General features: G+C 47.3%; 10 protein-coding genes. All 10 read left to right on the plus strand.

The window, feature by feature from the left end:
• Positions 1-36 precede the first annotated feature (36 nt).
• The 10 genes from QC823_RS07595 to QC823_RS07640 all read left to right on the plus strand — a co-directional run bounded on the left by QC823_RS07595 (position 37) and on the right by QC823_RS07640 (position 11,950).
• Complete coding sequence (locus QC823_RS07595; protein ID WP_309655756.1) at positions 37-1,476, plus strand: phospholipase D-like domain-containing protein; 1,440 nt, start codon at positions 37-39, stop codon at positions 1,474-1,476.
• A gap of 40 nt (positions 1,477-1,516) precedes the next feature.
• The gene (locus tag QC823_RS07600; RefSeq protein WP_309655757.1) at positions 1,517-2,956 is read left to right on the plus strand and encodes a hypothetical protein; all 1,440 of its coding nucleotides are present in this window, start codon (positions 1,517-1,519) and stop codon (positions 2,954-2,956) included.
• A 203-nt stretch (positions 2,957-3,159) separates the two neighbouring features.
• Positions 3,160-5,241 carry a protease Lon-related BREX system protein BrxL gene (brxL, locus tag QC823_RS07605; RefSeq protein ID WP_479715090.1) on the plus strand — a complete coding sequence of 694 codons (2,082 nt, stop codon included), beginning with the start codon at positions 3,160-3,162 and terminating at the stop codon, positions 5,239-5,241.
• Between the two features lie 62 nt (positions 5,242-5,303).
• Positions 5,304-5,486 carry a hypothetical protein gene (locus QC823_RS07610; protein WP_309655758.1) on the plus strand — a complete coding sequence of 61 codons (183 nt, stop codon included), beginning with the start codon at positions 5,304-5,306 and terminating at the stop codon, positions 5,484-5,486.
• A gap of 61 nt (positions 5,487-5,547) precedes the next feature.
• Positions 5,548-5,871: a hypothetical protein gene (locus tag QC823_RS07615; RefSeq protein WP_309655759.1), complete on the plus strand. Its 324-nt coding sequence runs from the start codon at positions 5,548-5,550 to the stop codon at positions 5,869-5,871.
• Positions 5,872-6,143: 272 nt separating this feature from the next.
• Entirely contained in the window at positions 6,144-7,799 is a 1,656-nt protein-coding gene (locus QC823_RS07620) for an ATP-dependent nuclease (RefSeq protein WP_309655760.1), read from the plus strand.
• Between the two features lie 417 nt (positions 7,800-8,216).
• Complete coding sequence (locus QC823_RS07625) at positions 8,217-8,966, plus strand: hypothetical protein (protein WP_309655761.1); 750 nt, start codon at positions 8,217-8,219, stop codon at positions 8,964-8,966.
• Between the two features lie 102 nt (positions 8,967-9,068).
• Entirely contained in the window at positions 9,069-9,542 is a 474-nt protein-coding gene (locus QC823_RS07630) for a hypothetical protein (protein ID WP_309655762.1), read from the plus strand.
• Positions 9,543-9,654: 112 nt separating this feature from the next.
• Positions 9,655-11,151 (plus strand): serine/threonine-protein kinase, encoded by a 1,497-nt coding sequence (locus tag QC823_RS07635; RefSeq protein ID WP_309655763.1) that lies wholly within the window; start codon positions 9,655-9,657, stop codon positions 11,149-11,151.
• 550 nt (positions 11,152-11,701) lie between these two features.
• Positions 11,702-11,950 carry a helix-turn-helix domain-containing protein gene (locus tag QC823_RS07640; protein ID WP_309655764.1) on the plus strand — a complete coding sequence of 83 codons (249 nt, stop codon included), beginning with the start codon at positions 11,702-11,704 and terminating at the stop codon, positions 11,948-11,950.
• The last annotated feature ends 476 nt before the right edge of the window (positions 11,951-12,426 follow it).

Consider the following 12,426-nt stretch of genomic DNA (forward strand, 5'->3'; position numbering starts at 1 on the left):
AATAAAGACCAACACAAGGTGGGCAGAACATAGATTATGGAACCCAAAATCACCGCTCATTTTGACGATATCCATCAAGTGCTGCTTCGCGAGATTGGCTCTGCCAAGAGTTATATCGTGGCTGCTGTTGCTTGGTTTACAGATCGAGAAATCCTAAACGCCCTACGCCACAGGGCCTCCTTCGGCGTTTCGATACGTATCGCCATTACGGATGACGAGATTAATCGCCCCCCGAAGGCGCCTAATTTTGACGCCTTGATTGATCTGGGTGGAGAAATCCATCGTATCAGTCCCGGTAGTCGACGTGATTCGCTCATGCACCACAAGTTTTGTGTTATCGATGGTACGACGGTGATCACCGGCTCTTACAACTGGACGCGACGTGCACGCTATAACAAAGAGAATGTCACGGTCGTCCACAATCATGTCTCGTTCGCTACCCGCTTTATAGATACCTTTGAGCAGATCGTCGGAAAAGAGACAGATGGAACGTCGATCCTCGATACGGATCGGATCCGTAAACGCCTAGAGCTGATCCGCAACCTCATTCAACTTGGTGACGTTGAGGATCTGCCACCTCACATACAACGGTTACGCGGTGTCGCCAATGAGGCTGGCCTGCGTAAGGCCTTAACAGCGCTTGACACAGGCGAGTACACACAAGCACTTGAAGAGATTGAGCAGTGGCTGAAACGCGCCTCAGCATTGGTGGTTTCGGAAGATGCGGAAGTGCCTTATTTGAAACTACACCTGGAAGCATTAGAGCTTGAAATTGCGGCACTCACTGCAGAGCAGGCGGATTTAGAAAGGCGCTTGGTGGTGTTCAATCGCCGCCACGATGATGCGCTTGGCGACCTCATCCAAGCGGTCCTTGCTGCAAGGGCTAAGCTCAAACGACTACACGCCGAAAAAGCACGCAGAGAAGAACGGGAGCACGCCGAAGAGGCAGAGAAGGCGGCGCACTCCGCCGAAAATCAGTACCGCGAATATGCCGAGGAACACCATAGGGTACAAGCTGAGCCTCCTCACAAGGAGCTTGATGCGGAAAGCGAGAAAACGCTGAAGCAGATGTACCGCTCGGCCTGCCGTTTGTGCCATCCCGATAAGGTTGAGGAGGCATTCAAGGCCAAAGCGACCGAGATATTCCAGCAACTGGATGCAGCTTACCGTACACAAGATATAGAGAGTGTTCACGACATTCTCAACCTGCTCCAGTCAGGTGGCTTAAACCTGGATGCGCGTTCCAGCCTCTTGACCGAGGCCAGTCGCTTGCGGGGTGCCATCGCACAGGTGGAGCATCACATCGCCACAACGGTGTCGGCACTACACGCACTGAAGGCATCTTCCGCCGTGCAACTGATGGAAAGTATCGGGTACAGCGATGAGGCTTGGACAACCTATGTCGATCGTCGCCAGAGAGAGCTTATGTCAGAACTCCACACCCTGGAGCAAGAGATCGACGTTTTGTGCGTTTAAGGCAGCTTTCACAAAAGATAACAGGAACCCAAGGATATCCATGACCGAGCCCCATTATCCACTTGAGACTCGCTCTAACCAGGAGGTCACTTCAGCGGCTTTCCGACAGCTACAGGTTGCGACTTCATTAAATGAAGAACGCGATAAGGAGCGATTCAAAGCGCTACTACTCAGACATCCAACGCAAATGATTTTGCAGATATCTTCATCTTATCCTTTGGACGCTGAATTGCTCGATCGTTACGTAGATCAGTGGGATTGGGAGGAGCTCTCGTCTCAAGTAGGGCTGCCTTGGAGCCTAGAGTTGATCGAAAGATTCGAGGATAAGTGGACTTGGGGGATTTGGGGGGACTGGGATTCCGTGGAAGATAATAATAGTAGACTTGGCCTTTCGGGCAATCCAGCGCTGCCTTGGACCCTTGAATTAATTGAAAAGTTTGAGGATCGGTGGGATTGGGGTGACTCTGGTCTTTCAGCTAATACAGCCCTGCCCTGGAGCTTGGAGTTAATCGAAAGGTTCAAAGACCAGTGGGACTGGAAGAGCCTCTCGGGCAACAAAGCCCTGCCCTGGAGCTTGGAGTTAATCGAAAAGCTCAAGGACCAATGGGACTGGAAGAGCCTCTCGGGCGACGAAACACTGCCCTGGAACTGGGAGTTAATCAAAAGATTTGAGGATCGGTGGAATTGGTACACGCTCTCGGAAAACCAAGCACTGCCTTGGAGTCTGACGCTAATTGAAGAGCTCAAGAATCGGTGGTTCTGGGGCGAATCAAGAGTACTTAACTTCAACAGACTTGGGATGCAAGCACCTTCAAGAGGTGGTCTCTCGGGCAACGAAGCTCTCCCCTGGAGTATTGAGTTGATCGAAAGATTCGAGGATAAGTGGTCTTGGGGGGAAGCTGGACTCTCATACAACGAAGCTTTGCCCTGGAGCCTCGACTTAATCGAAAGGTTTGAGGACAGATGGAATTGGGGGTGGTTAGGTTTTTCTTGCAACGAAACTTTGCCCTGGAGCCTCAAGTTAATTGAAAGGTTCGAGGATAGGTGGGATTGGAATGTTCTTTCGTATAATAAAGCACTACCTTGGTCCCTTGAGTTGCTCGAAAGATTTGAGGGTCGATGGAATTGGCATTACCTCCCGAGAAACCAGACCCTACCCTGGAGTCTCGAGTTGCTCGAAAGATTTGAGGATCGGTGGAATTGGCGTCATTTTTCGTATAATGAAGCGCTACCTTGGTCCCTTGAGTTGCTCGAAAAATTCAAGGCCCGGTGGGGGTGGGAATTTTTTTCTTACAGCGATGGGAATTCCACACGCTATAACAGAGCCCTACCCTGGAGTGTTGAACTGATCGAAAGGTTTGAGGACCGATGGGATATATACTACGACGTTCGACTAGATGCACTGCCGGAGTGGAAGTCTCTACAGGATGCTGACATATTTGAGATGATGGCGGCTGCGGGCTTTCTTACCCAGAAGTAGGAAACCTTTGCTTGGCCACTAACCAAAAGGTAATGAGCCATAGTGACTCCACGAGGGCTAATTCCAATTGCTTCCCGTAATTGTAGGGTTCCGGGTGATCAAAAATTGCTCGTTGGCGATGATAAGGGACGTTTTAGCGTCTGCTTCACGGATTCATGTCTTCGGTAGTAGCGCAGCATTCATGACCAGTATGGAACAGGATTTTGGATAATAATCAGCATCTCGAAAAGAATAGGGATTTAAATGGCTCTCTTACCGAGCAGGGAGATCTCGACGACCTGCTCAACACCCACTTTGGTGGCCGCGTGGTGCGTAAGGATCTAACCCAGCGGGTCAAGGAAGGTGCTAACGTGCCGGTGTACGTGCTGGAGTATCTGCTTGGCATGTACTGCGCCACGGACGATCAGGCCGTGATCGACGAAGGCCTGAAAAGCGTCAAGACGATTCTCACCGACAACTACGTGCGCCCCGATGAAGCGGAGAAGATCAAGTCGCTGGTTCGCGAGCGTGGCAGTTTCAAGGTCATCGACCGGGTCACGGTGCGCCTCAACGAGAAAAAAGACCGCTACGAGGCGGCGTTCAGTAACTTAGGCATCAAGGATGCCGAGATCTCCGCTGGGATCGTTAAGGAGCACGAGAAGCTGCTGGTGGGCGGCATCTGGGTGATCGCCACGCTCAGCTACTTCCATGAAGAAGGGCAATCCGCGTCGCCCTTTGGGGTCAGCCAGCTCAAACCAATCCAGATGCCGCACATGAACATGGAGGAGCTGTTCGAGGGGCGCAGCGGCTTCACCACCGAGCAGTGGCGTGAGGTGCTGATCCGCTCCATCGGCATGGAGCCCGCTGAGCTGGATGCCGAGGTGCAGTGGCACCTGCTGGCTAGGATGATTCCGTTTGTCGAGAACAACTACAACGTCTGCGAGCTTGGCCCCCGTGGCACGGGTAAGAGCCATATTTATAAGGAGTGCTCGCCCAACAGCATTCTGGTCTCCGGTGGCCAAACCACGGTGGCTAACCTGTTCTATAACATGAGTTCGCGACGCATCGGTCTGGTCGGCATGTGGGATCTGGTGGCGTTTGATGAAGTCGCCGGCATCTCGTTTAAGGACAAGGACGGCGTGCAGATCATGAAGGATTACATGGCCTCCGGCTCCTTTGCTCGCGGGCGGGAGCAGATGGAAGCCTCCGCTTCCATGGTATTCATCGGCAACATCAACCAGAGCGTCGAGTCGCTGGTGAAAACCAGCCACCTGCTAACGCCATTCCCCGATGCCATGATCGATGCCGCGTTCTTCGACCGCTTCCATGCCTACATTCCGGGCTGGGAGATCCCCAAAATGCGGCCCTCTTTCTTTACCCATCGTTACGGCTTCATCGTCGACTACCTGGCCGAGTTCTTCCGCGAGATGCGCAAGCGCAGCTTCGCCGATGCCATCGACACGCATTTCCGCCTGGGCGATAACCTTAACCAGCGCGACGTGATCGCCGTGCGCAAGACCGTCTCTGGGCTGCTCAAGCTGCTTCATCCCCACGGCGAGTACCAAAAGGAGGACGTGCTCCATTGTTTGGAATACGCCCTGCAAGTACGTCGGCGTGTGAAAGAACAGCTCAAGAAGATTGGCGGCATGGAGTTCTACGATGTCCACTTCAGCTACATTGATAAAGAAACGCTGGAGGAGCACTTCGTCTCCGTCAAAGAGCAAGGCGGTGGTGGACTCATCCCCGAAGGGCTCGGCAAGCCTGGCGTGGTACATACCATTGGCTTAAGCGACAAGGGCATGCCCGGCGTCTATCGTATTGAGCTGCAGGTCACCGCTGGCAGCGGCAAGCTGGCCATGTCGGGGCTGTGGAACTCCACCTCGGCCAAAGAGCAGGTCAAGATGGCGTTCGACTACTTCAAGGCCAACGCCAACCGCATCAGCGCTTCCAGCAAGGTGATGGAGCACGATTTCCACCTGCATGTCGTAGACCTGCAGAATACCGGCGTGCTGCGCGACTTGGCGCTTGCTAGCCTTGTGGCATTTTCGTCAGGGCTTCTAGGCCGGCCAACCCAGAGCCAGATGGTGGTACTGGGCGATATGAGCTTGGGCGGCAGCCTCAAGCCGGTAGAGAATCTCGCCGAGTGCTTGCAAGTCTCGTTCGATGCCGGCGGCAAGCGTGTGACCCTGCCCATGGCAAGCGCTGCGGATATCGCGACCATTCCCGCTGAGCTCTTCACCAAGTTTCAGACCAGTTTCTACGCCGAGCCCGTGGATGCCGTGATTAAAGCGCTGGGGGTGGAGTAAGCGTAATAAGCCTCTTGGCGTGATACGTTCACGGTAAAAGCTGCATTGTGGGAGAGTCGTCGATGACAAAATCCATGCCTGAAAGTGATGCAAAAACGAATGGCAATCCCCTGCAGCGGCTCAAGGGATCGGTCCACGAATACCAGGCCCCCTTCGACCCTGTCGGCGTTGACGACTGGGAAGCGTTGCAACAGGAAGACCTGACGTCCAACGCTCCCGTCGATAAAGAGACAAAGCGTACTTAGAGGTGCATCACGCATACTATGTACGCAAGCGGAAGCGCTGGGCTAGCGAGGGGGGAGAAACATGAAAGTTACTGAAAAAGTGGAAGTCGAGGCGGTCACCGACGTGGTATGCGATGTATGTCTCACCTCAACCCACGTAGCAGGCGGCGGACTTGAATTCGCCACTGTGAAGGCGCATTGGGGCTATGGCAGCCAAAATGACGGCGAACGCTACGAATTGCACCTGTGTGAAAGCTGCTTCTTTGGTACGTTGGGTTACTTCAAGCAAGAGCGTCGCGTGCAAAATCTATTCAGCGAAGATGGCTGCCCTGGTGATTTGAACGCAGGCGACGAACTTGGTCTGGTAGCCAAAGACGACTATTTTCACGACCAAGGTAGCAGTTGACCGTGATAGATCTTGCTAATCAAATTTTGGCTGCACTCGACCCAAAGCGGTCATTCTTGGAAATGCAGCAGGAGCGTGAATTTTGGCTAAATATAGCCTAATGGAAATTAATAGCATAAAGAATCATAGGCTGGGAGAATCTGGCAGGCTGCATTTGCCGGAAAGAAGTGTCAGCATGTTCATTCAATCATAGAACGCATTGTCTAATATACTGTTAGAGAGTGGCCGAATTATCGGATTGTATGCCCATAGAACAAGTTCTAGGATGAAAATTGAGATTATCCAAAATAAAAATCGAGAAATTCAAAAAAATCAATGAAATAGAGATTGGGACAGGCCCGCTAAATATCTTAGTTGGTTCTAACGGATCGGGGAAATCATCGGTTTTGCAAGCTGCGCATCTGGCTTCCTGTTTGTTAAGGCAAGCCGGGCGCATACGTATTGGAAGCACATCGACTGTCGCTGTCATGGATCTGGATTACCTACCAACCGATGACTATGCTAGGCTTGGCCATGGAGCCAGCTGGGGAAATAAAGCAAATACTCCAAGCTCAAAAATAAAATTTACATTTGAAAACGATGATGGAAATGAAGTTTCAGCGACCTGCGAGGCAAGAGCTGCCAGAAACGCTGGAATCTCAGTGACTGGCCACATCCCTGATGAAGTTAGAGCATCATTTCGAGGTCCAGATACGTATTTCAGTGGCTTCATTCCCGGTATATCAGGAGTTCCCAACAGTGAGCCAAAACAATCAAAGCGGGTTGTTATGAAAGCATGCTCGTTTGGTGACTCAAATGTGTTTTTGAGAAACGCGCTGCACTTGTTAAGCAATGAAGAGATAGCTCAGCTTGAAATTTGGCTAACTCGTTTGATGGGAGATGTCTCTATAAGGATATATTTCGATCCGGATAGAGACTTAGTAATAAAATCTGATGTTGAAGTTGGTGGGATATTACATCCTATAGAATTATTGGGAACGGGGTATATACAGCTAATACAAATTTTTTGTTACATACTTTTGTTTAAGCCAAAAATACTTCTGATTGACGAACCGGATATCCACCTTCACCCAAACGTTCAAGAAAAACTTGCATCTACTCTTTCAGACATTGCCGCCGAAAAGGATCTCTCTGTAATTTTAACAACGCATTCGCCATTTATAGTTCGGGGCTCTCCCATAAATGCGAATGTTTATTGGCTAGAAAATGGTGATCTAGCAAATGATTGTCGTGAAGCGGCAGAGATTGCGCTGGGCTGGGGAGCATTCGGTAAAAAAGTTGTTATTGTTTCTGAAGACAAAGATCTCGCCTTTTTTAGGAAGCTTGTGGAGCAGTGGCCAGAGCTGGAAAAGTTTGTAACGTTCCATCCGGGGCAAGGTTACAAAAATCTTATGTCGCCAGAGCAAGCCCAGGATCTCTATGAAACACTTGGAATGCAGTACAAAATACTTGTGCATCGAGATCGAGACTCTTTGACTGATGACGAGATATCTAGACTTCAGCGAAAGTACTCGGCTGAAGGAGTAAAACTCTGGTGTACTGACCTCTCAGACATCGAAGCTTACTTCTGCAGACCAGAATTCATGAGTGAACTGATTGGTATTGATATCGAGGATTCTCGAAGGTATATAGATCAAATCTTAAATCAACATAGTGTGTCAGGGCGGCAACAATTTGAAGGCCAAAGAAGGGCTCATAATCAAGAGCTGTATCCTGACGGCGGTAGTCCCTTGAATGAGGAAGTTTGGCAAATTTTCCAACAAAGAGAGTTAAAGGGTTTTAAAGGAAAGTTCGTCTTCAACCAGTTGAAGAATAAAATCCGGAATAACGGTTTTTCAGAAGAAAAAATTCTAAATCACGCTATTGGAATCGAGCTGGCCGCTTCTTTAAAGGACGAGCTTAAATCCCTAATTGAAGATGAAGATTAGGTTTTCTCTACCACCCAGCGAGAGCATCGGGCAGGCATACTCTATAACAAATCGCGGAAGGTGGACGTAACTTGCGGGCCGCCTCTTCGCTCCGCGTTAAAGCGCTATATCAGTGATATCTAAAAACTGCTTTTGGCCGATAGAAGAGATTTAGACTATGCTGATGTATGCGCTTCGGCAGAATACGACCCAAAGCGGACATCCGCAGGATAGGACCTCTGGCTCACAATGCGTTTTTTTCTGGTCAGTTCTTTAACGTGAAGGCTTGCATTGCCAGAGGATAATCTTGCAAATAAACATAAAACAATTGCTTATGATCAGAGTTTTTATGCTTATGCGCAATTTTCAGAGACGGGTGATAATGTTAACGCGCATGCGCATGAATAAAACTGTTAAATTTCCTTGGAGTTCGTGAGAATGTCCGAATGGGATGAAGATATCGCGGCGCTAGATATGAGCGACGTTGAAAAGAATGGCCTGCAGGTTTATCGAAACTATACGAAGGCGTTCGAAAGGGAACAGGCAAAAAAATTTGCCGCCGAAGTTAACTCCGAATCCCACGATGTTTCGAGACTGGACAAGGTATGTGATGCAATAGCGTCTGATGATGAACGGCTTATTCCGGTAATAGCTTGCGCATTCGCTGATGAAGCTCTTGATGAGATGTACAAACGTGAAATACCCAAGGGTGTCCCAGGAGGTAGAGATAGCCTCTTCTCTGGCTATGGACCATTCTCAAGTCTGTCTAAAAGAATACAAGTTGCCTGCGCCTTTGGATGGATGAGTGAAGATATACTCAAGGATATGGATTCGCTGAGAAAGGTCAGGAATAAATTCTCCCACTTATGGGACCATGAATCGCTGTTAGGCTACGCCGAAAAAGCCCCCACCTCTGATATCACTCCCGTGGAAATGATGTTTAAGGAACATGAAGAGCGATTGCTTTTGTCTGGTGTTGAGAATCTAGACGGCCTTGGCCGCCTTCGAATCCGGACAATTTGGCTTCTGGGTAGGCTATATTATGAGACGCTACTATACCCCCTAGCCGTAAAACAACGGCTGCAACCATATGTGGTCCTCTACGGAGAGCATCAACCAAAGCTATTGTCACAGGTTTCTGGGGTGTGTAGTGAATACACTCGGCAAGTACTTAGGGCAAAAATTTAACAAGGCCAGGCACGGCGACGGCTTTTCCGTTGCGGCTTCGCCGTCACTACAAAGCCGCGCGTGCTGTCGGCGTTATGTTTTGAGCGAGTTGTGGAGCTCTAGATGGATTTGACCTGGATAAGTGTCATAGATACGGCAGTGAAAATTGGCCTGGGGGCGGCAATATCTGGATTGACTGGTTATCTTGTGCTGATCAAAAAACAGTCTCATGAAGATCAAAAAGAAGAGCGCGCCAATTTTTATAAGTTGCAGGAAGAGAAAAAATCCAAGTACGTGGAATTTCTATCTCTGTCTCAGGCGCTCATACAAACACATTTATTCGATAGTTGTTCTCCATCCTCCGATGAGTATAAAAGCTATCTGAGAGTGTTTAACGAACTGCAAATAATCTCGAGCGATCAAATGCGGTTAGAGGCTTTTGAAACAATATCTTCTGTGCAGTCGTTTATATTTTTGAACAAGAATCAGCAAGAGCAACAGATTGTCGATGGTATGGTGTCTACAGCGAGAGAGAAAACCTCAAATTTTCAAAAGGCAGCGCAGCTAGAGGTCACAAGGTGCTATCAAGCAACATAAAAAGTTGCTGCACGCGGATAAATTACTCGCTGCGCTCCTAATTTACCGGTGAGCAAAGCGTTATATGGCAATTGCGGGCAAGAGTAAGTAGATGGTTAACTAGGAAGGTATAATGTTTAGAGTTAATGATTGTATAAATTTCGAAGGTAAAGAATATGTGGTCTTAAGGTTCTTAGGGCAAGGCGGAATGGGGCATGTCTTTTCAATTGAAGAAAAGAGCGGAGGCTCTAAGTTCGCACTGAAGTTTTTGCAGCATTATCTTCCTGGCGACAACAATCACCGCTCGTTAATCAATGAGTGGGAGAAAGCACAAAAGATTTCTCACAAAAATACTATTAGGTATCACGGCTTTCACGACGGCTTATCTGAACCTAGCACGCCATACCTTATCATGGATTTAGCTCATGATGGATCTCTAGAAGATTTTTTGCAAAATCAGACTAGCTTAATGGAGGAGGATGCGTGCTTGGGAATTTTTCACCAAATCATTGACGGAATGGAGGCCGTCAACGAGATACTAGTCCACCGAGATATAAAGCCAGACAATATATTTATAGATGATGGTATTTTTAAAATAGCGGATTTTGGTTTGGCAAAAATAGCTGAAGAAAAAACACGCTCAAAAACTTTCAAGGGATGGGGGACTGAGCCATACATTGCACCAGAGGCTTATCGTTCAGAAACCAATACAATTCAAATGGATATGTACTCAATAGGTCATGTTTTTTATCAAATAGCTGCTTTGACTCACGCTTTTGGATCACAGCGCGATTGGGAGCACGCACACATTACATTCGTCCCTCGACCATTAAATGAAGTAAATCAAAATATTTCACCAAAAGTCGCATCTGTTGTTAATAAATTAATAGCAAAAAAACCTAGTAATCGTTACAAAACTTGGGATTGCGTAAGAAAAGACCTTGTTGGGTCCGCTCAAAATGTTGGCGGTCATAAGTCGGCAATTGACAAAATATTGAAAAGCAAGATCTCCAGAGATTTAGAGGCTGAAAAGGTTTTGTCAGAACAACAATTAAAAGAGAAAGAGTTAAAGCGGAAAAATGATATTTTAAGCTTCGAGTTTAAAAATGAAATAGTTCAGCCCATCACTGAGTTTGTAGATAACTTCAACAAGGTATCAGGCTCCAGTGCTGAAATGAAGATTTCTGAAGTTTCAGGCATAGGTGATTTGGCCTGTAAAATTGTTTTTGACGGAAAGTCCGTGAATATATGGTTTCATCCTTTGACTGAGTCTGACGTACTAAGCGGCTATGCAAATGATATGTGGGGGGAACGAAGACTTCATATTACTAAGCCTACCGTTAAGGGTAAGTCTGTTATGGCTTGGGGGGGAGTAGAGTGTTCAGACAGGACAGGTTTGAACATTATTCTGGTGTCCTCAGAATCGGATGAATATGGTGATTGGTATTTGTTGAAAAATACACATTCAGGTCTAGCGCAGAGAAGAGATACTAGACCTGATCCTTTTGCCTTTACAAGTGACGAACTAGTCAAGGAAATACACAATGTTGGTGTTATGCACATTTATAATTTGAATATAAAACCATTAGACATTACTGAATTAGTGGACTTTATATCCAGCGCCTTATGATATTTTTAGTTTCGCTCGTCGTAGTTAAGCCATATAACAATCGCAATCACGCGGAGCAATTTTCCGCTTCGCTTCAAATTGCTCGGTGTTGCGGGCGTTATATCATAAACGCCTAAAAGGCTGCTTCTGGCCGTTAAAGGCCTAACACTACGGGCAGTACATCGACAGCTTTCTGTGCAGCAAGGGCTATTGTGGTTGCACAACTTATCTTGGTGTAGTCATTGCATTGACGCTTTGCAATGACAAGGTAACGCCCCTGGAATAGATATTCCAGGGACAACTGATGTGCGACGACGACTACCGGCTTGTGCCAGTGAGACGTAGTTACAGAATTTAGTGAAATCGCTATGCGTCCGTTCTCGGCGGGTTGGTGAGCAGTTATGCGCTTTTTTTCGCCGAAGACCCGAAAGAGACGTTTGAGCCCTTGATGCATTTATCTTTTGAAGGTGGGTAGTCCGCCTTCATCGAAAACAATCAAATGAGAGCTATAGTCTGTGGATTTATATACATCATAACTTGATAGTTCCGTCCTTTGGATGGAGCAATATTAATGCGAAATGAGAAGTTGGTAGCGTTTGGTCAGAGGGTTAGAGAAATACGTAAAGCCAAAGGGTTAACACAAGAAAATATGGCAGCTCTAGCCGAAATAGATCGTAGCTATATGGGGCACATTGAGCGGGGAGAGAAGAACATAACTTTGACAAAGATTTATCAAATTAGTGAAGCGCTAGGCATTGATGTCACTGACCTATTTCCACGGAGCACAATGACAAATAATAGTGCACCAAAAAAAGATTAACATCAGCGGTTTTCTTCGAAGATTTGAGGCCTCAAAACCAGAAAGCAAGTCTTTTTATTAATTGGTTATGTAAAGATTTTTTAGCGTTCTGCTAATACGCTATCCAATTTGATAGGCTAATTAAGATAGCATATAAATATCAACTGCTAAATACATGCTTTTAGCCATCAAAATAACGGTAAAGAGGAAATTTTTCTTTTTAGGCGCATCCCTTTGTTATCAGGTCGCTGCAGCCGTTTAATCACAGGCTGAATAGTTATCTTTTATATTTTATATTTTGATGTAAGTAAAATCCCAATTAAATTATTCAAGCGCTGTGTAAGCCGGAAAGTATGAGGTGTTTCAATATCCACAGTGATGAGTTGACCATTCAATTGTCGTTAGTTGTCGGGTCCCGTGTGATTAACCACCTTCTTGGTAAATAACTCAGGACGCTTGGTTTGCCATTCCTTCATTATCGCAATCGGTGATTGATG

It is taken from the genome of Vreelandella vilamensis, assembly GCF_031451755.1.
Lineage (GTDB): Bacteria > Pseudomonadota > Gammaproteobacteria > Pseudomonadales > Halomonadaceae > Vreelandella > Vreelandella vilamensis.